Origin of the sequence: Gallaecimonas sp. GXIMD4217 (assembly GCF_038087665.1) — a bacterium.
In the GTDB taxonomy this organism is placed as follows: domain Bacteria; phylum Pseudomonadota; class Gammaproteobacteria; order Enterobacterales; family Gallaecimonadaceae; genus Gallaecimonas.
The window spans coordinates 2,448,707-2,469,996 of the sequence record NZ_CP149925.1 but is presented as its reverse complement, the minus strand read 5'-3'; the positions used below and the strand labels follow the sequence as shown (position 1 = coordinate 2,469,996).

Here is a 21,290-nt window from a genome sequence, read left to right as displayed (position 1 = left end):
CCTCTCAAACCAAACGGCCACCCGCAGGTGACCGTTCTTCTTCCTTGTTGGCCTTAGATACGCTCGGCCAGCATGGATTGCAATTTTTCCTGATCTTCCGCGAATTTGCGAATGCCTTCCGCCAGTTTTTCCACGGCCATGGGATCCTGGTTGTGCTCCCAGCGGAACTGGGCCTCGGTCATGGGGGCAGGGCGCTGGGCCGTTTCGCCGCTGGGCGTCAGCTTGGCCTCGACGGGGGCATCCGCGGCCTCCAGCTCGGCCAGCAGGCCCGGGCCTATGGTGAGGCGGTCGCAGCCAGCCAGTTCCAGGATCTCGCCGACATTGCGGAAGGAGGCGCCCATCACCACGGTGTCGTACTGGTGGCGCTTGTAGTAGTCGTAGATGGCCTTGACCGACAGCACGCCCGGATCCTCCTCGGCACCGTACTCGGCCTGGTCACCGTTGGCCTTGTACCAGTCGAGGATGCGGCCCACGAAGGGCGAGATCAGGTAGACGCCGGCCTCGGCGCAGGCCCTGGCCTGGGCGAAGGAGAACAGCAGGGTCAGGTTGCACTGGATGCCTTCCTTTTCCAGCACCTCGGCGGCGCGAATGCCTTCCCAGGTGGAGGCCATCTTGATCAGGATGCGGTCGCGGCCGGCGCCGGCCTGCTCGTACAGTTCGACCAGCTTGCGGGCCTTGGCGATGGTGGCCTGGGTATCGTAGGAGAGGCGGGCATCCACTTCGGTGGAAATGCGGCCCGGCACCAGCTTGAGGATCTCGACGCCGATGTTCACGGCCAGCTTGTCCATGGCGTTTTCCAGGACGCTGTCGCCGTTGTCCTGGGCCTTGGCCCAATGGATGGCGTCGTCGATGAGGCTGGCATACTCCGGCAACTGGGCGGCCTTGAGGATCAGGGACGGGTTGGTGGTGGCATCCATGGGCTGATAGCGACGGATGGCATCGATCTCACCGGTGTCCGCCACTACCGTGGTCAGGGCTTTGAGTTGCTCGAGTTGGTTGGCCATGGTGGTTCTCGCTGTGCTGAACTACAGAATAGAGTGTGGTTGAAAAGGGCGGTGCCGGCGAGCGTCCTGGTAGCTTCATGACCATCCTGAAACTGGTTTTCAGGATGGCCGCGGCAGCGGCCTTTGCCCCGCATCTTATAAGCATGAAAAGTCCTTTTCAGCCATGGATTTGAAATAAAAATGGCGAAAACGCTTTCATCTCAACTGGTCGGATGAGGTGGTGGAATGAAAGAGATTTACGTAAAGGATACGGCCTGGGGACGGCTGCAGACCCTCCAGGGGGACATCACTACCCTGGCCGTGGATGCCATCGTCAATGCCGCCAACAACAGCCTGCTGGGCGGCGGTGGCGTGGACGGCGCCATCCACAGGGCCGCAGGGCCCGAACTCAAGGCCCATTGCGCCAAACTGGGCGGCTGCGCCACCGGCGATGCCAAGCTGACCCCGGGTTTTGCGTTGCCGGCCAGGTGGGTGATCCACACCGTGGGGCCGGTCTGGCACGGCGGCGGGCGCGGCGAGCCCGAGCTGCTGGCCTCCTGCTACGAACGTTCCCTGGCTCTGGCCGAGCAGCAGGGCTGCACCAGCCTGGCCTTTCCCGCCATCAGCTGTGGCGTCTACGGCTACCCGCTGGAGGAGGCGATCCGCATCGCCCTGGACGCCATTGCCAGCCATTGCCGCCAGGGCAGCGGCCTGAAATCGGTCAGCCTGGTGGCCTTTGCCGAACGGGATGCCGACATCATGGCCAGGTTGCTGGCGGCACAGGCCCTTGACTGAATCGTTTGGCCCCGGAAAAATCCTTTCCCCTTAGCCACTTGCGGCTTCCATTTGTTACATGAAATTAACATTGGGGGGCTGCCAGCTGGTGGCAGGAAGTTTGATCGCGATCTATAAGCTTCACGACATAAAAATGTCATATAGCTCTGTCACTATGTGCGCCGTTCAAACACGGAACTTGTCCTTTAAGGACTGAAGAAAACTTTGGGGAAAGAACATGAAAGTTGCTAAGACCGCTCTTGCCGTTGCCGCCCTGCTGGGCATGTCCTCCGCCGCCCTGGCCGACGACGCCATGACCGTATACGGCAAACTGAACGTGACCGTACAGGATTCCGACGAAGGCCAGTCCGAGACCGAAGTCGTCAGCAATGCCTCCCGCTTCGGCGTCAAGGGCGAGCTGGCCCTGTCCGAGGAGCTGTCCGCCGTCTACAAGATCGAGTGGGAAGTGAATGTTGCCGACCAGGACAAGGGCGACAGCTCCGACGACCAGATCAAGGCCCGTAACCAGTACGTTGGCCTGAAGGGCAACTTCGGTGAGGTGCTGGTGGGTCGCAACGACACCCTGCTCAAGCAGTCCCAGGGCAAGATCGACCTGTTCAACGACCTGGAAGCCGACATCAAGCAGCTGTTCGGTGGCGAGAATCGCCTGGGCGACTCCGTGACCTACAAGACGCCCAAGTTCGGCATGTTCCAGGCCGGCGTCAGCTACATCACCGAAGACAATTCCAAGCAGCGCGAGAAGTCCGAAGGCGACCGCACCGACGGCTACTCCCTGGCGCTGATGTACGGCGACGCCAAGTTCAAGAAGTCCAACCTCTTCGCCTCTATCGCCTATGACGACGACGTCGCCGGTCTGGACACCGTGCGCGCCACCGTCAACGGCAAGATCGGCGACTTCATCCTGGGCGGCATGTACCAGCAGTCCGAGAAGTCTGCCGGCGGCAAGGACGAAGACGGCTACCTGGTCAACGCCGCCTACAAGCTGGGCGCCACCACCTTCAAGCTGCAGTACCAGGATACCGACATGACCTTCGGCAAGAAGAAGGCCGCCGGTGACGTGATCTCCGCCGGTGTCGACTACAAGCTGGGCAAGTCCACCAAGGTATTCGGCTTCTATTCCACCTTCTCCTTCGAGGAAGCGGGCAAGGAAGATCACGACTACCTGGGCCTGGGTATCGAACACAAGTTCTAAACCCCGTCCTCACGGTCAGAAAAGGGAGAGCGTCTGCTCTCCCTTTTTCTTTTTATTACAATTGCTTAATGTACTTTTTGTGACGTTTTTTCTGCGTGTAGGTCATAAAACTGTCACAATGGTCCAGAATAATGGCAGCTGTCTGAATTAAGGGAACGGGATGAACCCATGGCGAGAAGAGTGCTTATCGTAGAAGATGAGGCGCCGATCCGCGAGATGCTGTCCTTTGTGCTGGATCAGCACGGCTATCAAGCGATCGAGGCCGAAGACATTGAAACGGCTCAGGCCAGGGTGGTGGAGCCCTATCCGGATCTGATCCTGCTGGACTGGATGCTGCCCGGCGGCTCCGGTTTGCAGCTGGCCAAGAACCTCAAGAGCAATGAATTTACCCGCCAGATCCCCATCATCATGATCACCGCCCGCGGCGAGGAAGAAGACAAGGTGCGGGGCCTGGAAGTGGGCGCCGACGACTACATCACCAAGCCCTTCTCGCCCCGGGAGCTGATGGCTCGCATCAAGGCGGTGATGCGCCGGGTCGCCCCCACCAGCGTCGATGATGTCATAGACGTGCGTGGCCTGCGCCTGGATCCGGTCTCCCACAGGGTCACCGCCCACGAGGAACCCATCGACATGGGCCCCACCGAATTCAAGCTGCTGCACTTCTTCATGACCCACCCGGAGCGGGTCTACAGCCGCGAGCAGCTGCTGGACAACGTCTGGGGTACCAATGTCTATGTGGAAGACAGGACGGTGGATGTCCACATCCGCCGCCTGCGCAAGGCCCTGGAGAGCCATGGCCACGACAAGCTGGTACAGACGGTGCGCGGTGCCGGTTACCGTTTCTCCAGCCGTATCTGAGTAGACTGAATGCACGCCTTTTCACTGTGGCGGCTGGGCTGGAGCCTGGCCGCCTATTTCCTGGCCTGGGCCGGCTTCGGCATGCTGCTTGGCCAGCCCCTGCCGGCCATGCTGGTAGGCGCCCTGGGCCTGCTGGCCTGGCACTACCGCCAGCTCATCGCCCTGTTGAAGTGGCTGTGGGACGGCCGCCAGTTCTCCCCACCTCGGGGCAGCGGCACCTGGCAGTACATCTTCGACGGCATCTACTTCCTGCAGCGCAAGAACCTCAAGCGCCGCAAGGAGCTGGGCAAGCTGCTCAAGCGCTTCAGGGAGGGCACCGAAGCCCTGCCGGATGCGGTGGTGGTGTTCAACGAGGAGCGGGAGATCGTCTGGTCCAACAAGCTGGCCACCCATATCCTGGGGGTGCAGTGGCCGGACGACGCCGGCCAGCGCCTGGACAACCTGCTGCGGCGCCCCGAGTTCGTCCGCTACCTGAACAAGAACAGCTTCAGCGAACCCCTGGTGGTGCCGTCGCCCGTCAGCAGCGAATCCTTCCTGGAGCTGCGCATCATTCCCTATACCGCCAACGAGACCCTGCTGGTGGCCAGGGACGTGACCCGGCTGCAGCAGCTGGAGCAGATGCGCCGGGACTTCGTGGCCAACGTCTCCCACGAGTTGCGCACGCCCTTGACGGTGCTGCGCGGCTACCTGGAGATGATCGGCGAGGATCCCCGCCTGCCGGACAGCCCCTGGGCACGGCCCCATCACATGATGAGCGACCAGGTGGCCCGCATGGACAGCCTGGTGGAGCAGCTGCTGGCGCTGTCCAGGCTGGAGGGGGGCAACGAGCAGGATCAGGAGCGGCTGGTGGACGTGCCGTCGCTGCTGGGCCGGCTGGAGGCGGAGATGGCAACCCTCAATGCCGACAAGGGCCACAGGCTGAGCTTCGAGGTGGCCGAGCTCAGGGTCCATGGCGACGGCGATCAGCTGATGTCCGCCTTCAGCAACCTGGTGGCCAACGCCATCCACTATACGCCACCGGGCGGCGAGATCCTTGTGCGCTGGCAGCGGGAAGCCGACGGCAGCGCCCGCTTCTCGGTCACCGACAACGGCGACGGCATCGCCCCCGAACACCTGCTGCGCCTGACCGAGCGCTTCTACCGGGTCGACAGGGCCCGCAGCCGCAACACCGGCGGTTCCGGCCTGGGCCTGGCCATCGTCAAGCATGTGCTCAGTCGCCACAGATCCCGCCTGGAGATCGACTCCGAGGTGGGCCGCGGCAGCGTATTCGCCTTTCGCCTGCCCAAGGAGCTGGTGGAAGCGGGGCGTCATCAAAGTGTCATCAACGGGTCATAGGCTTGTCACGTCCGCCCACAACAATGGGCACCGCTAACGGAATTCACTACCGCTTAATGGAGCGAAAACAAATGAAACTGAAGCAACTGGTTGGTGCCCTGGGTCTGTCCGCAGCCACCGTATTCGCCACCGGCGCCATGGCCGGCGTTGACAAGAGCCTGCCCGAGTACAAGAAGACCACCGGTATCTCCGGTAACCTGTCCTCTGTTGGTTCCGACACCCTGGCCAACCTGATGACCTTCTGGGCAGAAGAGTTCGAGCGCCAGTACCCGAACGTCAACATCCAGATCCAGGCCGCCGGTTCCTCCACTGCTCCGCCGGCCCTGACCGAAGGCACTTCCCAGTTCGGCCCCATGAGCCGCAAGATGAAGTCCAAGGAAGAAGAGGCCTTCGAGAAGCGCTTCGGCTACAAGCCCACCGCCGTTCGCGTTGCCATCGACGCCCTGGCCGTGTTCGCCCACAAGGACAACCCCATCAAGGGCCTGACCATGGAGCAGGTTGACGGCGTCTTCTCCGCCACCATCAAGTGCGGTGCCGACAAGGCCATCAACCGCTGGGGCGATCTGGGCCTGTCCGGCGAGTGGGCCAACAAGGACATCCAGCTGTACGGCCGCAACTCCGTATCCGGCACCTACGGCTACTTCAAGAAGAAGGCCCTGTGTAAGGGTGACTTCAAGAACACCGTCAACGAGCAGCCCGGCTCCGCCTCCGTGGTGCAGTCCGTGTCCGCTTCCCTGAACGCCCTGGGCTACTCCGGTATCGGCTACAAGACCTCCGGCGTGCGTGCTCTGCCCCTGTCCAAGGACGGCAAGCACTTCATCGAAGCCACCACCGAGAACGCCGCCACCGGCAAGTACCCGCTGTCCCGCTACCTGTACGTTTACGTCAACAAGCACCCCAACAAGCCGCTGGACCCCATGCAGGTTGAGTTCCTGAAGCTGGTGCTGTCCAAGCAGGGTCAGGAAATCGTTGCCAAAGACGGTTACATCCCCCTGCCGAAGGCCGTGGTTGCCAAGGAGCTGAAGGCCCTGGGCATCGAGCTGTAAGCTTCTCCCTGGAGCTGACAAGCACAATAGGGTTGTGGCCGGGCTGGATTTTCCAGCCCGGCTTTTTTTGGGACGCTTAAAAAGGCCGGGCTGCTGCCCGGCCTTTCTTGCTGCGGCTTCGGCTTCAGTCCAGGACCAGGGGCCGGCCGCACCTGCTCCTTGGCGAGGATGCGAAGGGCGTGAGCAGCTGGAAGGCGTTGGCGCCCAGGTCGACGCGGCTCAGCGGGTTGGGCTCTTCATTCATCCTGGTCTTGTTCGAGGGTGCGCAGGTAGTCGTGGATGGCGATCTGCGAGCGGATCTTGCGCCTGTTGCCCCGCTTCACATAGGGGTTGCTCTGCTCGGCATCCAGTACCCTGGCCTTGGTGGTATCACTGAACTGTATGGCCAGGATATCGATGATGCGCTGCCTGAGCACGGGATCCAGGATGGGCGTGGATACCTCGACCCGCTTGTCCAGGTTGCGGGCCATCAGATCCGCCGAGCCGATGTAGAGCTGCGGTTCGCCGCCGTTGTGAAACACCATCACCCTGGGGTGCTCCAGGAAACGGTCCACCACGCTGATGGCCTGGATATTGTCGGAGAGGCCCGGGACGCCGGCCTTGAGCGAGCACATGCCGCGCACGATCAGCCGGATCCGTACCCCGCACTGGCTGGCGTGGTAGAGGCGCTGGATCATCTCCCTGTCCACCAGGTTGTTGACCTTGAGGGTGATGGCGGCGACCAGGCCTTTCTTGGCGTTGTCTATCTCGTGGTCCACCAGCTGCAGCAGGCGGCGCCTGGCGTTGACCGGCGACACCAGCAGGTGGTTGAACTTGAAGCGCTTGTAGGCGTTGATGATGAAGTCGAAGACGTTGTCCGCCTCAAGGCTTATCTCCGCCTGGCAGCTCAGCAGGGCGAAGTCGGTGTAGAACTTGGCGGTCTTCTCGTGGAAGTTGCCGGTGCCTATGTGCACATAGCGCCTGAGGCCGTCTGCTTCCTGGCGGTGCACCACGCACAGCTTGGAATGGACCTTGAGGCTGGGGATGCCGAAGGCCACCTTGATGCCGTGCTCGGTCAGGTGCCTGGCCCATTCGATGTTGGAGGCCTCGTCGAAACGGGCCCTCAGCTCCACCACCACCAGTACCTGCTTACCGTTGTTGGCGGCGTCCACCAGCGATTTGATGATCCGCGACTCCCTGGCCACCCGGTAGATGTTGAGCTTGATGGCGGTGACCTTGGGATCGAAGGCGGCCTGGCGGATGAACTCGGTCAGGTGGCGGAACTTGTGGTAGGGGTAATAAAGCAGGATGTCCTGGGCGCGGATGGCGTCGAACACCGTCTTGTGGCTGGCAAAGGCGCGGCTGGTCAGGGCCGGCAGCTTGGCGTACTCCAGGTAGCGCCGGCCGACGTTGGGAAAGCCGATGAAATCCTTGAAGTTGTGGTAGCGGCCGCCGGGCACCATGGCGTCGATGTTGGAGATGCCGAGCTGTTCCACCAACATGTCCAGCATGGCCTGGGGCATGTCACGGTCGTAGACCAGGCGCACCGGCTCGGCGGTGAGGCGCTGCTTGAGGCCCAGGGACATCTGCTCCACCAGACTCATGGAGATCTCGTTCTCCAGATCGTATTCGGCGTCCCTGGTCATCTTCATGGAATAGGCCCTGAGCGAGTCGAACTCGAAGAAGCCGTCGAAGATCTGGCCCAGGCAGGTACGGATGATGTTGTCCAGCAGCACCAGGGTCTTGCGCTGGCGGCCCTTTTCCCCGGGCAGCAGGACGAAGCGGGGCACCGAGTTGGCCGGGATCTCCACCATGGCGAAATCCAGGCGCTCGCCCTTGCGGATCTCCACCACCAGGTAGGTGGCGTCGTCCTTAAGGCATTTCACCAGGTCGACACCGGGGGAGATGATAATGGGGGCGATATGGCGCTGGATCTTGTCGTCGAAATACTGCTGCAGCCACAGCTTCTGCTCGTCGCTGAGCTGATCTTCGTTGACCAGGAAGATGTTGTAGCGGGCCAGGCTGATCAGGCACTCCCGGTAGAGGGTATCGAAGCGCTCCTGCAGGGCCATCACCTTGTGCTGGATGTCGGCCAGCAGCTCGCGGGCCTCGGCATCGCCGCCCCTTTCCTCGTGCAGCAGCACCCGGCGGCGCACGTCGGCCACCCGCACCCGGAAAAACTCGTCCATGTTGTTGGAGTAGATGCCGAGGAAGCGGATCCGCTCGATGATGGGTACCGTCCTGTCGGCGGCCTCCTGCAGGACGCGTTCGTTGAAGGACAGCCAGCTCAGTTCTTTGGGCAGCAGGGGGACATGGGGGCTCATGTGATGACGTCCTGTAAGCCGATGGCGGCTCCATTTTAAGAGCCGCTATCCCCTTGAATATGACAGAAAAATGACGATGCGCTAGTCGAGGCGCTCCAACTCCAGCATCCAGTCGTCGGCCACCCCTTCCAGGCGGGTACGGATGTCGTCCTCGCTGACATTGAGCGGCACCCTGAGCCTGGCCTGGGCCCGGAACAGTTCGCCGTAGTTGTGGGCCGGCTCCCTCTGGGTGCTCATTTCCTCGATGTTGACGTCGAAGTGGCCCAGGTTGTGGGTCAGCTCCTGGACGATGCCCGGCCTGTCGTTGGCCACCAGCGACAGCTTCAGGCCATAGCCCTTGCCTGGCTGGCCCGGCATCTGCTGGCCCTCGGCGATGCGGATGTCCAGTTCCTCCAGCTCGTGCAGGGCGGCCTCGAAGGCGGGACGTTGCTCGTCCGGCACCTGCACCTCTATGATGCCGGCGAAGCGGCCGGCCAGGTGGGCCAGGCTGGCCCCCTGCCAATGTCCCTGGAAATCGAATACCAGGCGGGAGATCTTTTCGACAATGCCGGGTCGGTCCGGTCCGAAAATACACAGGGCGAGATGGCGCATGGGCGGCTCCTTTTGTACTCTTCTTCAAGGGTTAGCATCCCGCCCCGGTACTGTAAAGTGCCGGGTCATGTAACCTGGTTGTCATAAAACTTCCATATACTTCCCGCGTCTTTTTTGGCTCGTCTTGAGGTTTTCATGTCGGAAGCACAAGCTTTGACCCTGTCGGCCGGGAACCGCCGGCTCGTCAAAGACAAGCTCGCCAGGTACGGTGTCACCCTGGGTGGCACCATGGTGCTGGTGGCCCTGTTGTTGATTTTCTTCTACCTGCTCTACGTGGTGGCCCCCATCTTCCGCGGCGCCCATATCGAACAGCAGGCCAGCTATGCCCTGCCCGGTGAGGGCAGCAGCCTCTACCTGGGCATAGAGGAAAAGAACGAAATCGCCTATCGCCTCACCGACCGGGGCCAGATGGTGTTCTTCCGTGCCCAGGACCTTGGCGAAGGCAAGCCCGCCGGCGAGGTGCTGGATACCCAGAGCCTGCTGGAGGGCACCGAGATAGTCCAGGTGGCCCAGACCATGCCGGTCCGGGGCGAACTGGCCCTGGCCACCGCCGACGGCCGGGTCAAGATCATCAAGCCCGACATGGATGTCAGTTTCCCGAACAACGTCCGCCAGCTGACCCCCGTCATCGAATACCCCCTCGAAGACCGCTACTGGACCCTGGATCCCAAGGGCCAGGCCCCGTCCAGGCTGGCCTTCGAGCACAATGACGAAGGCGCCATGGCCGCCAGCTACCACGCAGGCGGCCGCCTGGTGCTGACCCGCTTCGTGGCCGAGGAGAACTTCATCACCGAAGAGGTGGAATGGAGCCAGGAACACGTGGAGCTGCAGCTGGACGGCGTCCAGGTCGGTCGCCTGCTGCTGACCCCGGATCTGCGCCGCCTGTTCGTGCAGGGCCAGCGCCGGGTGCTGGTCTACGACGTGTCCGATATCGACGAGGCCGAGCTGGAGCAGGTGCTGGACGTGACCGGCCGGGACGTCAGGGTGACCGACATGACCCTGCTGTCCGGCGGCAGCTCCCTGCTGGTGGGTGACAGCCTGGGCAAGGTGAGCCAGTGGTTCCAGGCCGCCACCCCGGAAGGCCGCAAGTTCGTCAAGGCCCGCCAGTTCCAGACCGAGCACGCGGTGTCCCAGCTGGCCGCCGAGCTGTACCGCAAGACCTTCGTGGCCGCCCAGCACGACGGCCACCTGGCGCTGTTCCATGCCACCGGCGAGACCGAGCTGCTCAGCGAAAGGCTGGTGGACGGCCAGTGGCAGCTGCTCAATTTCTCGCCCAGGGCCAGCGCCCTGATCGCCCAGGTCGGCGACCAGATCCGCTACTTCGCGGTCGAGAACGAGCACCCCGAGGTGAGCTGGCAGGCCCTGTGGGGCGAGATCTGGTATGAAGGCTACGAGGAGCCGGACTATATCTGGCAGTCCACCTCCGCCTCCGACGATTTCGAGCCCAAGCTGAGCCTGGTGCCCATCTCCTTCGGTACCATCAAGGCCGCCTTCTACGCCATGCTGTTCGCCACCCCCCTGGCCCTGGCCGGCGCCATCTACACCGCCTATTTCATGTCGCCCGGCATGCGCAAGGTGGTCAAGCCGACGGTGGAGATCATGGAGGCGCTGCCGACGGTGATCCTGGGCTTCCTGGCCGGCCTGTGGTTGGCGCCGCTGCTGGAGGAAAACCTGCCCGGCGTGCTGGCCCTGCTGCTGATCATGCCCCTGGCCATCCTCTGCACCGCCTTTGCCTGGCACAAGATGCCCCAGTCCATCCGCCACAAGCTGCCTGAGGGCTGGGACGCCATCATACTGCTGCCGGTGCTGCTGCTGGTGGGCTGGCTGTGCTTCGCCATCAGCCCGGCCCTGGAGCAGTGGTTCTTTGACGGCAACGCCCGTCTCTACCTGACCAACGAGCTGGGTATCGACTTCGACCAGCGCAACTCCCTGGTGGTGGGCATCGCCATGGGCTTCGCGGTGATCCCCACCATCTTCTCCATTGCCGAAGATGCGGTGTTCTCGGTGCCCAAGCACCTGACCCAGGGCTCCCTGGCCCTGGGCGCCACCCCCTGGCAGACCCTGAGCCGGGTGGTGCTGCTGACCGCCAGCCCCGGCATCTTCTCCGCGGTGATGATGGGCCTGGGCCGCGCCGTGGGCGAGACCATGATCGTGCTGATGGCCACCGGCAACACCCCCATCATGGACTGGAACATCTTCGAGGGCATGCGGACCCTGTCCGCCAACATCGCCGTGGAAATGCCGGAATCCGAGGTGGGCAGCTCCCACTACCGGGTGCTGTTCCTGGCCGCCTTCGTGCTGTTCGTGTTCACCTTTTTCTTCAACACGGTGGCCGAGTTCGTGCGCCAGCGCCTCCGTGACAAATACAGCTCCATGTAAACCCAGTCGAGACGAGGATTGTGATGAAAACGTGGTTTAAATCCGGCTCACCCTGGATCTGGATGACGGCAGGGGCCGTCAGCCTGAGCCTGATCTCCGTACTGGGTCTGCTGCTGCTGATCGCCTGGCGTGGCCTGAGCTACTTCTGGCCGGCCAGCGTCTACGAGTTCCAGGTCAACCCTGAGGTGGGCCAGCCCTATGTGGTCATAGGCGAGATCTACGATCGCGAGCAGGTGCCCACCGAGCGCCTGCGTGGCACCGGCATGAAGCTGGAAGGCATCGACAGCGAGCTGGTCAGCCGTTACCTGATCAAGACGGGTAACAGGGAATACGTGGATCTGGACTTTCGATGGATAGTGGAGACCGAGATCGCCCAGCGTGAAGCGCCCAAGGGCCTGGCGGTGTTCGAACGCACCAGCGACGGCAACTTCTACGGTTTCCCGGTGGCCCTGGTGGAAGACGGCGAGCGCGTCGCCGGCGACGATCTGCACGGCGCCATCGAGGCCCGTATCGACGCCGCCAACGCGTTGCGCGACCAGCAGGCCGAGCTCCAGGAGGGGGACATCGGCAAGGTCAACTACCAGCTGGAGCGCCTGCGCCTGAAAGAGCGTAGCCTGGCGCTGGACGGCGAGCTGAGCGCCGAGGCCAAGGCCGAGATAGACGCCGAGCGCCAGCGTCTCGAGGACGAGTACCGGGTGCTGGAAAAGCAGCTGTTCAAGCTGCGCGCCCAGGACCAGGGCGACGCCGTCGTGGTGCGCGACATGCGCGGCCAGGAGGTGACCCTGCCCATAGACCGCCTGCTGGACGTCAGCTTCCCCAACGACATGGGCTTCTTCGCCAAGCTGGGCCGCTACTTCGTGCAGCTGGGCAAGTTCGTCGGCGACGATCCCCGCGAGGCCAACACCGAGGGCGGCGTCTTCCCGGCCATCTTCGGCACCGTGTTCATGGTGATGCTGATGGCGGTGATCGTCACCCCTTTCGGCGTGGTGGCCGCCATCTACCTGCACGAATACGCCGGCAAGAACGCCATCACCAAGGTGATCCGCATCGCCGTGATCAACCTGGCCGGTGTGCCCTCCATCGTCTACGGGGTGTTCGGCCTGGGCTTCTTCGTCTACATGCTGGGCGGCTCCATCGACGAGCTGTTCTACCCCGAGGCCCTGCCCAATCCCACCTTCGGCACCCCGGGGGTGATCTGGTCGGCCCTGACCCTGGCCATACTGACGCTGCCGGTGGTCATCGTCAGCACCGAGGAAGGCCTGACCCGGATCCCCTCGGCGGTGCGCCAGGGCTCCCTGGCCCTGGGCGCCACCAAGGCCGAGACCCTGTGGCGCATCGTCATTCCCATGGCCAGCCCGGCCATCATGACCGGCCTGATCCTGGCCGTGGCCCGGGCCGCCGGCGAGGTGGCGCCGCTGATGCTGGTGGGTGTGGTGAAGATAGCCCCGACCCTGCCGGTGGACGGCAACTTCCCCTTCGTGCACCTGGACCGCAAGTTCATGCACCTGGGCTTCCATATCTATGACGTGGGCTTCCAGAGCCCGAACGTGGAGGCGGCCAGGCCCCTGGTCTACGCCACCGCTTTCCTGCTGGTAACCGTTATTGTTGGCCTGAACATCACGGCCATCGGCATCCGCAACCATCTGCGCGAAAAATTCCGGGCGCTGGAACACTAAGGCTTAATGGTGACTAAGATGATTTCTGTAAACCCCGAGAACATCACCGACAACGTGAAACTGGATCTGGCCAACCTGCCGGCCGACAAGACCGCGCTCGAGATCAAGAACCTGAACCTCTTCTACGGCGAGAAGCAGGCCCTCTACGACATCTCCATGCGCATTCCCAAGGGCCAGGTGACCGCCTTCATCGGCCCCTCCGGCTGCGGCAAGTCGACCTTGCTGCGCTGCATCAACCGCATGAACGATCTGGTGGACATCTGCCGCATCGAGGGCCAGATTGACCTGCACGGCGAGAACATCTACGACCGCCGCGTCGACGTGGCCGCCCTGCGCCGCCAGGTGGGCATGGTGTTCCAGCGTCCCAACCCCTTTCCCAAGTCCATCTACGAGAACGTGGTCTACGGCCTGCGCCTGCAGGGCATCAACGACCGCCGGGTGCTGGACGAGGCGGTGGAGCGCTCCCTCAAGGGCGCGGCCCTGTGGGAGGAAGTGAAGGACCGCCTCCACGACAACGCCTTCGGCCTGTCCGGCGGTCAGCAGCAGCGTCTGGTCATCGCCCGGGCCATCGCCATCGAGCCCGAGGTGCTGTTGCTGGACGAGCCCACCTCGGCCCTGGATCCCATCTCCACCCTGACCATCGAAGAGCTGATCAACGACCTCAAGGAAAAGTACACTGTGGTCATCGTGACCCACAACATGCAGCAGGCGGCGCGGGTGTCCGACCAGACCGCCTTCATGTACATGGGCGAGCTGATCGAATATGCCGATACCAACAGCATCTTCACCACCCCCAGCAAGAAGAAGACCGAAGACTACATCACCGGTCGTTACGGCTAAGGAGAGACCATGGAAACCAACCTGAATCTGAACAAGCACATTTCCGGCCAGTTCAACCAGGAGCTGGAGTTCGTGCGCAACCAGGTACTGACCATGGGCGGCCTGGTGGAGCAGCAGCTGGAAGACGCCATCCGCGCCGTGCATGAGCGCAATGCCGCCCTGGCCGAGCAGGTCATCGAGGGCGACCGCAAGGTCAACACCATGGAAGTGGCCATCGACGAGGAATGCACCCGCATCATCGCCAAGCGCCAGCCGGCGGCCTCGGATCTGCGCCTGCTGCTCGCCATCATCAAGACCATCGCCGATCTGGAGCGCATCGGCGATACCGCCGAGCGCATCGCCAAGATCGCCCTGGCCAGCTACTCCAGCCAGCAGGCCACCCTGCTGGTGAGCCTGGAGTCCATGGCCCGCCACGTGCTGAAGATGATGCGCGACACCCTGGACGCCTTTGCCCGCATGGATGTGGATGCTGCCCTGGCCCTGCACGCCGAGGACGTGCGTGTCGATCGCGAGTACGAGTCGCTGTTCCGGGAGCTGATGACCTACATGATGGAAGATCCCCGTTCCATCCCCAAGGTCATGGAGGTGGTCTGGGCGGCCCGGGCGTTGGAGCGCATCGGTGACCGCTGCCAGAACATCTGCGAATACATCATCTACTTCGTCAAGGGCAAGGACATCCGCCACATCTCACGGGAACAGATAAAGAAGAACGTGCTGGAATAAGAAAAGGCGCCGCAAGGCGCCTTTTTTGATGGGGCCTGCGCCTAGCCGGGCTGGCCGTCCACCCGGGCACTGGCCAGCATGGGCAGGTAACGGAGGAAGAAGCCGCCGAAGGCCAGCACCCAACAGCCACCGGCCAGCAGCCAGGCCCAGTTGGACAAGGCCGGCTGGGCCAGGGGCAGGAAGGCGCGGAGCAGGGCGCCGGCAAAGAGCAGCACCAGCAGCCAGCCCAGGCGCGGCGGGCCGTACACGAAGCGGCCGGTGTGGCCCAGGCTGACCCGCATCATCATGCCCAGCATCATCAGGCCCATGCCGCCGATGGCCGGCAGGTGCAAAATGGCACTCTGGTGCTGGGGCAGGAAGGCCAGCAACACCAGGCCCAGGGGCAGGCTCAGCCAGGCCAGCCACAGGCTCCACAGCAGCGGCTCCTGCCAGATCACCTTCTGGTACCAATCCTTCAGGGGCCACAGCAGCAGGGCGGCGGCGATCAGTGCCGGCCAGCGCCAGATGGCCACATCCAGGCCGGCCAGCCAGCAGCCGGCGGTGGCGGCCAGGGCCACCAGGGTCAGCTTCATCACCTTGAGGTTGCGCTCCGGGGTTTCCAGGCCGGCGCGACGGGCCGTGAAGAAGGGCATCACTCTGGTGCCGATCACCACCATCACCAGGCAGAACCAGACCAGCACCGCCAGCCACAGGTTACGGCTGTGGCTCAGGGCCTGATCGGCCAGCAGGCCGTAGCTGGCGCCGTTCAGGAGCAGCAGCAGCGCCGGCAGCAGCACCAGCAGCCGGTTGTGTTTCTGGTTGGGGCCCTTGAGGTAGTGCCACAGCGCCAGCACCAGCCCCAGGTTGAAGGCCAGATCGAAGAAGGCCGGCAGATACCAGGGCAGGGGCAACAGCAGCAACACCCGGGCCGCCAGCCAGCTCAGCACCAGCGCCACCAGCGGCTTGCCGGACAGGCCGGGGCGGCCGACCCAGTTCTGTACCGCCGTCAGCAGGAAACCGGCCACTATGGCCGGGCCGAAGCCCAGCAGCATCTCGTGGCCGTGCCACCACAGGGCCGGCCTTGGCAGGCTGTACAGGCCGTTGAGGCTGGCCAGCCACAGCGGGATCAGCAGGGCCGCCACCAGGGCACCCAGGGAAAAGAAGGGCCTAAATGCCAGCCGCCAGTAGGGAGGCGTCCTCAGCAGGGCATCTCTGTCGGTGATGTTGATCATGGTCAAACCTTAAAGTGGTTTTCGATATGCAACAAATACCATGGTGATGCCTTGTGATAAAGTGGAGGCCACAGCAAAGTTGATCCTGTGCAATTTTGGAAGTGATATGCAATTAACCAAATTCACCGATTTCGGGATCCGCATCCTCTTCTACCTGGCCCAGAAGCCGGGGCAGCGGGTGCCGGTGGAGGAGATCACCCTGGCCTATGATCTCTCCAAGCACCATGTGGTGAAGATCATCCAGCGCCTGGCCCAGCTTGGCTATGTGCAGACCAGCCGCGGCAAGGGCGGCGGCGTGACCCTGCTGGCGGATCCGCGCATGGTGCGCATGGGCACCCTGGTGCGGGAGCTCGAGCCCACCATGAAGGCGGTGGATTGTGCCAATCCCAGGTGCGCCATCCTGCCTATCTGCCGGCTCAAGCACTGGCTCAATGACGCCGTCCAGGCCTATATCAAGGAGCTGGACCAGTACAGCCTGGCCGACATGATGGCGGGCATAGAGGATCCCTTCCCGGCCCAGCAGCGCATCCTCTAGGCTGGGGCCCCGCTCAGGGGGCCATGGCCAATATGGCCTGCCATTCGGGCTCGGATACCGGCATTACCGACAGCCGGCTACCCTTCTTGCACAGGGCCAGCTCGGCCAGGGCCGGATTGGCCTTGAGCAGCGACAGCGGGATGACCTTGTCGAAGGCTCGTTCGAAGGCCACATCGACCATGAACCAGCGCGGCTGGTCCGGACTGGCCTTGGGGTCGTGATAGGGGGAGTCGGGATCGAACTGGCTATGGTCGGGGTAGGCGGCCTTGACCACCCGGGCGATGCCGGCGATGCCCACCTCCTTGCAGCTGGAATGGTAGATGAAGACGCCGTCACCGATCTGCATCTGCCGCATGAAATTGCGTGCCTGGTAGTTGCGAACTCCGTCCCAGCAACTGGTCTCCATGACCCTGAGATCCCGTATGGAAAAGGCGTCCGGCTCGGTCTTCATCAGCCAATGGGCCATTTTTGCTCCCTGTGCCATAGTGAAAGTGTAAGCATGTTTATGTTGGCAGCCTAGCAACAGACGGAGGCGGTGGCCATGGTGACACGCGACAGGTTGCACGTGGGTATGTTTTATAAGAGTCTCAATGGCATAGGGCGGATCGTCGCCATCGATGAGGCCGACGATCTGGTCACCATCAAGGATCTGAACAACCAGCATACCTTCGTGGCCCATATGCAGCAGCTGGATCCCAGCCTGCTCCTTGACGAGCGCATGCTCTGGGAGTCGGAAGATCAATAAGGGCGGCTCATCGGCCGCCCTTTTCCTTATCCTCTACCTCATCCCGCCTGGCCAGGATCAGCACCCAGTAGTGCACGTGGGGGCTCTGCCACCGGTAGTGGTAGCCGACCCCGAATTCATCCTGCTGTAAAAAGTAGGGATCCTCCCCCAGCACCAGGGGCCTGTGGCTCCCGGAAAAGGTGAAGTGCTCGAAGGCGTCGGCGGCCGTGTCATAGCCGCCGGCGACGGCCTCGACCTGATTGAAGCCACTGAACAGGGACCAGAGCGGGTAGCCCAGCTCCCGCAGGTATTGATTGGGACCACGGCCATCGGGCAGCCTGTGGCTGACTTCGCCGGCCTCGGCCAGCATTCTGGCTCTCTCCCGGGCGGCCTTGGCCAGCAGCGGGTTGCAGGTCAATTGCGGGCGCCGCTGCTCCGCAGAGCCCGTCAATATCTTTGCCAGCTGCTGCTCCTGGGGATTGAGCTCACAGGGACTGCCGTTGACGGTGGCCAGCGCGGCGGTCAGCAGCCAGGACGCCAGGGTCATGCCTTCTTCCTTGAGTTAGCCGTGTTGCCGTTAGGTTGCGGGAATTTGTTCCTGGCAACAATATCCTCCGGCACGAAAGTCGAGTCGCTGTTGGAAATTGGCGGCTTCGGCTTGACGAGGGCGTCGGTCTGGGGTGCACTGGGCATTAGCGGAAACGAAGGATCCAGTGTGACCTAATCGGAATCATCAATTATGCGCCTGCCCAGTATCAAGAACCTCACCTACCTGCTGGCCCTGCACGAACACCAGAATTTCAACCGGGCTGCCAAGGCCTGCAACGTGTCCCAGTCCACCCTCTCGTCCGGGATCCAGAACCTGGAGGAGTCCCTGGGCAGCCAGCTCATCGAGCGGGACAACAAGTCCTTCATGTTCACCGCCCTGGGCCAGGAGGCGGTGCTGCGGGCCAGGGACATCGTCAACCATACCCGGGATCTGGTGGAGTACGTGCAGAACCAGGCCTCGCCCATGAGCGGCGAGATCCGCCTGGGCTGCATCCCCACCATAGCCCCCTTCCTGCTGTCGACCCTGGTGACCGAGGTCAACGACCAGTATCCGCAGCTGCGCCTGCTGCTGCGGGAGGACACCACCGCCAACCTGCTCAGGCTGCTGGAGCAGGGGGATCTGGATCTGCTGATCCTGGCCCTGCCCATGGACACCAAGGGCTTCCACACCATGACGGTGGGCCGGGATCCCTTCAGCCTGGTGATGCACCGGGAGCTGCAGCAGCGCTACGGTGAAGTGCCGGATCTGCTGAAGATGCCGGAGCGCAGCGTCTTCCTGCTGGAGCGGGAACACTGCCTGACCGGCCATGCGGTCAGTGCCTGCCGCCTGACCGACTCCACCAGGATCAACCCCTTTGCCGCCACCAGCCTGCACACCCTGGTGCAGATGGTCAACGCCAAGCTGGGCAGCACCTTCCTGCCGCAACTGGCCATAGAGGCCGGCATCCTGACGGGAACCGAGCTGGTGGCCCTGCCCATGGCCGAGCCCGACGCCTACCGGGAAATAGGCCTGGTCTGGCGGCAGACATCCTCTCGCATCCAGACCTACCGCAGGCTGGGCGAACTGGTCTCCGCCCTGATGCCGGAGCCGGTGCTGTGACCCGGCCCAGGGTCGGTGTCGCCGTGGTGGTGGTCCGGGAGGGCAGGGTACTGCTGGGCCGGCGCCTGGGCAGCCATGGTGCCGGTGACTGGGCCCTGCCCGGCGGCCACCTGGAGGCCGGCGAAAGCCCTGAGCAGTGCGCGGTGCGGGAGCTGGCCGAAGAGACCGGGCTGAGCCTGGCCGCGCCCCGCGTCATCGCCGTGACCAATGATCGCTTTGCCCACCAGCATTATGTGACCCTCTATGTGGCGGGTGATGCCCGGGGCCAGCCCGAACTGCGGGAGCCCCACAAGTGCAGTGGCTGGCACTGGTTTCCCTGGGATGACCTGCCCGAACCCTTGTTTCTGAGCCTGCACAACCTGCTGGCCAGCCCCTGGCCCCTGCCGGGGCGCTGACCGTCACCCAGTTACCACACCTGTGTTTTTGCCGCCGAAACTGAAAGCCGGCTTCATCTCCCTTGGCGACCTTTCTTGGCCGCCTTCCATATGAATTTATTTTAAAAAACAAATGCTTGCTTGCCAGCTTTTGACGATTTGATGACGTCCGCCATGTAATTATATTACGTGATGGTTTTCATTTTTGTTCTTGGGGATTGTGTTGGCTTTCGCCAGGTTCGATTGCTGAGTAAATATTCTAAAATAGAATAAAAGCTCAGTTTAATTGCGCTTGCCCTTGCTTTTAATTGCAATAAAAACAGTAAGTTGTCATGGGGGTCTCGCTTTTTTTGTTAATTTTGTGTTGACTGGCTGTTCTGGTTTGTCCAGTCTAAAAAGCAGGCTGAGGCAAGCGGTTTATGCCGGTGCCTGTTTTCTGAATGTGTTTTTGATTGTGGTTGCAAAGCAACAAATGAAAGTGGGGTTGTATGACCAAGCTGCGGATCCAAAACGGCTTGAAGCCGGAACATAAGGCGCTGCTGGGCGAGGCGGCCAGGGGCTGGCTGGAAGAGGTGATGCACCATTTCGCCCACCGTTTCGAACCGCTCCTTGCAGCCAGGCGCGAGCGCCAGGCCCGTTTCGACGGCGGCGAGCTGCCGGACTTTTTGCCGCAAACCCGGGCCATCAGGGAAGGGGACTGGCAGATCCGCGGCATTCCCGCCGATCTCCAGGACAGGCGGGTGGAGATCACCGGGCCCGTGGATCGCAAGATGGTCATCAACGCTCTCAATGCCCCTGTGAAGGTGTTCATGGCCGACTTCGAGGACTCCCTGGCCCCGACCTGGCAGAAGGTCATGGACGGCCAGGTCAACCTCAGGGACGCCGTGGACGGTTCCATCACCTACAGGGATCCCTCAAGCGGCAGGTTCTATGCCCTGAACGAGGATCCCGCCGTGCTGATCTGCCGGGTCCGTGGCCTGCACCTGCAGGAGAAGCATGTGCAGTACGGCGGCAAGGCGGTACCAGGCGGACTCTGGGACTTCGCCCTCTACTTCTTCCATAACGCCCAGAGGCTGCTGGACAAGGGCAGCGGCCCCTATTTCTACCTGCCCAAGCTGCAGGGCCACCTTGAGGCCAGGCTGTGGAGCGAGATCTTCTGCTTCACCGAGGACAGGTTCGGCCTGCCCAGGGGCACCATCAAGGCCACGGTGCTGATCGAGACCCTGCCGGCCGTGTTCGAGATGGACGAGATCCTCTACGAGCTGCGCGATCACATCGTTGGCCTCAACTGCGGCCGCTGGGACTACATCTTCAGCTACATCAAGACCCTGGCCAAGCATCCCGACCGGGTGCTGCCGGATCGCCAGCAGGTGACCATGGACCAGCCCTTCCTGTCCGCCTATTCGCGGCTGCTGATCCGTACCTGTCACAGGCGCGGCGCCCTGGCCATGGGCGGCATGGCCGCCTTCATCCCCGCCCGGGATCCCGAGCGCAACCAGTGGGTGCTTAACAAGGTGCGCCAGGACAAGGAGCTGGAGGCCCGTAACGGCCATGACGGCACCTGGGTGGCCCACCCCGGCCTGGCCGATACCGCCAGGGCGGTGTTCGACGAGGTGCTGGGCGAGGGGCCCAACCAGCTCGGCCAGCTGCGCAGTGACGACGGCCCCATCACCGCCGCCGAGCTGCTGGCCCCCTGCGGGGGTGAGCGCACCGAGGCCGGCATGCGCACCAACATCCGTGTCGCCCTGCAGTACATCGAGGCCTGGCTGGGCGGCAACGGCTGCGTGCCCATCTACGGCCTGATGGAAGACGCCGCCACCGCCGAGATCTGCCGTGCCGCCATCTGGCAATGGCTGCGCCACGGCAAGCGCCTGGCCAACGGCAAGCCGGTCACCCGGGCCCTGTTCGAGCAGCTGCTCGCCGAGGAGCAGGCCAGGGTCCGCGAGGAGCTGGGCAGCGACCGCTTTGACCAGGGCCGCTTCGGCGAGGCCGCCAAGCTACTCAGCCGGCTCGTTTTGAGCGAGGACTTCATCGAGTTCCTGACGCTGCCCGGCTACCCACTGATTGACTGAGAAGG

Annotated in this window: 20 protein-coding genes; 14 read left to right on the top strand and 6 right to left on the bottom strand. The window is 62.9% G+C overall.

Annotated elements, in window-relative coordinates:
- Window positions 1–53: 53 nt before the first annotated feature.
- Window positions 54–1,004, bottom strand: a complete 951-nt coding sequence (gene tal, locus WDB71_RS12080) for a transaldolase (protein ID WP_341501837.1) — start codon at window positions 1,002–1,004, stop codon at window positions 54–56.
- Between the two features lie 225 nt (window positions 1,005–1,229).
- Between tal and WDB71_RS12075 the strand changes: the two genes are divergently transcribed.
- The 5 genes from WDB71_RS12075 (at window position 1,230) to WDB71_RS12055 (ending at window position 6,209) form a co-directional block, all read left to right on the top strand.
- Window positions 1,230–1,778 (top strand): O-acetyl-ADP-ribose deacetylase, encoded by a 549-nt coding sequence (locus WDB71_RS12075; protein ID WP_341501836.1) that lies wholly within the window; start codon window positions 1,230–1,232, stop codon window positions 1,776–1,778.
- A gap of 217 nt (window positions 1,779–1,995) precedes the next feature.
- Window positions 1,996–2,970, top strand: coding sequence for a porin (locus WDB71_RS12070; RefSeq protein WP_341501835.1), 975 nt, complete (start codon window positions 1,996–1,998; stop codon window positions 2,968–2,970).
- 168 nt (window positions 2,971–3,138) lie between these two features.
- Window positions 3,139–3,828, top strand: coding sequence for a phosphate regulon transcriptional regulator PhoB (gene phoB / locus WDB71_RS12065; protein WP_341501834.1), 690 nt, complete (start codon window positions 3,139–3,141; stop codon window positions 3,826–3,828).
- A gap of 9 nt (window positions 3,829–3,837) precedes the next feature.
- The gene (gene phoR / locus WDB71_RS12060) at window positions 3,838–5,163 is read left to right on the top strand and encodes a phosphate regulon sensor histidine kinase PhoR (RefSeq protein ID WP_341501833.1); all 1,326 of its coding nucleotides are present in this window, start codon (window positions 3,838–3,840) and stop codon (window positions 5,161–5,163) included.
- 71 nt (window positions 5,164–5,234) lie between these two features.
- Entirely contained in the window at window positions 5,235–6,209 is a 975-nt protein-coding gene (locus WDB71_RS12055; RefSeq protein WP_341501832.1) for a phosphate ABC transporter substrate-binding protein PstS family protein, read from the top strand.
- Window positions 6,210–6,445: 236 nt separating this feature from the next.
- Here the strand turns inward: WDB71_RS12055 and ppk1 are convergent, their stop codons facing one another.
- Together ppk1 and WDB71_RS12045 are read right to left on the bottom strand one after the other, a co-directional pair.
- Window positions 6,446–8,512 carry a polyphosphate kinase 1 gene (gene ppk1 / locus WDB71_RS12050; RefSeq protein ID WP_341501831.1) on the bottom strand — a complete coding sequence of 689 codons (2,067 nt, stop codon included), beginning with the start codon at window positions 8,510–8,512 and terminating at the stop codon, window positions 6,446–6,448.
- Between the two features lie 81 nt (window positions 8,513–8,593).
- Entirely contained in the window at window positions 8,594–9,103 is a 510-nt protein-coding gene (locus tag WDB71_RS12045; RefSeq protein ID WP_341501830.1) for an ACT domain-containing protein, read from the bottom strand.
- A gap of 135 nt (window positions 9,104–9,238) precedes the next feature.
- Here WDB71_RS12045 and WDB71_RS12040 point away from each other — a divergent pair, with 135 nt between their 5' ends.
- Genes WDB71_RS12040 through phoU form a run of 4 tightly spaced genes read left to right on the top strand, consistent with a single transcriptional unit; the run spans window position 9,239 to window position 14,721 of the window.
- The gene (locus WDB71_RS12040) at window positions 9,239–11,482 is read left to right on the top strand and encodes an ABC transporter permease subunit (RefSeq protein WP_341501829.1); all 2,244 of its coding nucleotides are present in this window, start codon (window positions 9,239–9,241) and stop codon (window positions 11,480–11,482) included.
- 23 nt (window positions 11,483–11,505) lie between these two features.
- Window positions 11,506–13,158 carry a phosphate ABC transporter permease PstA gene (gene pstA, locus WDB71_RS12035; RefSeq protein WP_341501828.1) on the top strand — a complete coding sequence of 551 codons (1,653 nt, stop codon included), beginning with the start codon at window positions 11,506–11,508 and terminating at the stop codon, window positions 13,156–13,158.
- An 18-nt stretch (window positions 13,159–13,176) separates the two neighbouring features.
- Window positions 13,177–13,998: a phosphate ABC transporter ATP-binding protein PstB gene (pstB, locus tag WDB71_RS12030; RefSeq protein WP_341501827.1), complete on the top strand. Its 822-nt coding sequence runs from the start codon at window positions 13,177–13,179 to the stop codon at window positions 13,996–13,998.
- A gap of 9 nt (window positions 13,999–14,007) precedes the next feature.
- Window positions 14,008–14,721, top strand: a complete 714-nt coding sequence (phoU, locus tag WDB71_RS12025; RefSeq protein ID WP_341501826.1) for a phosphate signaling complex protein PhoU — start codon at window positions 14,008–14,010, stop codon at window positions 14,719–14,721.
- 41 nt (window positions 14,722–14,762) lie between these two features.
- On the opposite strand, the gene WDB71_RS12020 is transcribed toward phoU, so the two are convergent.
- The gene (locus tag WDB71_RS12020; RefSeq protein WP_341501825.1) at window positions 14,763–15,932 is read right to left on the bottom strand and encodes an NnrS family protein; all 1,170 of its coding nucleotides are present in this window, start codon (window positions 15,930–15,932) and stop codon (window positions 14,763–14,765) included.
- 106 nt (window positions 15,933–16,038) lie between these two features.
- On the opposite strand from WDB71_RS12020, the gene WDB71_RS12015 reads away from it, so the two are divergent.
- The gene (locus WDB71_RS12015) at window positions 16,039–16,467 is read left to right on the top strand and encodes an Rrf2 family transcriptional regulator (protein ID WP_341501824.1); all 429 of its coding nucleotides are present in this window, start codon (window positions 16,039–16,041) and stop codon (window positions 16,465–16,467) included.
- A gap of 13 nt (window positions 16,468–16,480) precedes the next feature.
- On the opposite strand, the gene WDB71_RS12010 is transcribed toward WDB71_RS12015, so the two are convergent.
- Entirely contained in the window at window positions 16,481–16,933 is a 453-nt protein-coding gene (locus WDB71_RS12010; RefSeq protein WP_341501823.1) for an EVE domain-containing protein, read from the bottom strand.
- Between the two features lie 105 nt (window positions 16,934–17,038).
- Between WDB71_RS12010 and WDB71_RS12005 the strand changes: the two genes are divergently transcribed.
- On the top strand, window positions 17,039–17,212 hold the full coding sequence (locus WDB71_RS12005; protein WP_341501822.1) for a hypothetical protein: 174 nt from the start codon (window positions 17,039–17,041) through the stop codon (window positions 17,210–17,212).
- A 7-nt stretch (window positions 17,213–17,219) separates the two neighbouring features.
- Here the strand turns inward: WDB71_RS12005 and WDB71_RS12000 are convergent, their stop codons facing one another.
- Window positions 17,220–17,738, bottom strand: a complete 519-nt coding sequence (locus WDB71_RS12000; protein ID WP_341501821.1) for a CAP domain-containing protein — start codon at window positions 17,736–17,738, stop codon at window positions 17,220–17,222.
- Window positions 17,739–17,930: 192 nt separating this feature from the next.
- Here WDB71_RS12000 and WDB71_RS11995 point away from each other — a divergent pair, with 192 nt between their 5' ends.
- The 3 genes from WDB71_RS11995 to aceB all read left to right on the top strand — a co-directional run bounded on the left by WDB71_RS11995 (window position 17,931) and on the right by aceB (window position 21,285).
- On the top strand, window positions 17,931–18,839 hold the full coding sequence (locus WDB71_RS11995; protein WP_341501820.1) for a LysR substrate-binding domain-containing protein: 909 nt from the start codon (window positions 17,931–17,933) through the stop codon (window positions 18,837–18,839).
- Window positions 18,836–19,234 (top strand): NUDIX domain-containing protein, encoded by a 399-nt coding sequence (locus WDB71_RS11990; RefSeq protein ID WP_341501819.1) that lies wholly within the window; start codon window positions 18,836–18,838, stop codon window positions 19,232–19,234. Before WDB71_RS11995 ends, WDB71_RS11990 begins: the two co-directional genes overlap by 4 nt.
- Before the next feature lie 467 nt (window positions 19,235–19,701).
- Window positions 19,702–21,285: a malate synthase A gene (gene aceB, locus WDB71_RS11985; RefSeq protein WP_341501818.1), complete on the top strand. Its 1,584-nt coding sequence runs from the start codon at window positions 19,702–19,704 to the stop codon at window positions 21,283–21,285.
- Window positions 21,286–21,290 lie beyond the last annotated feature (5 nt).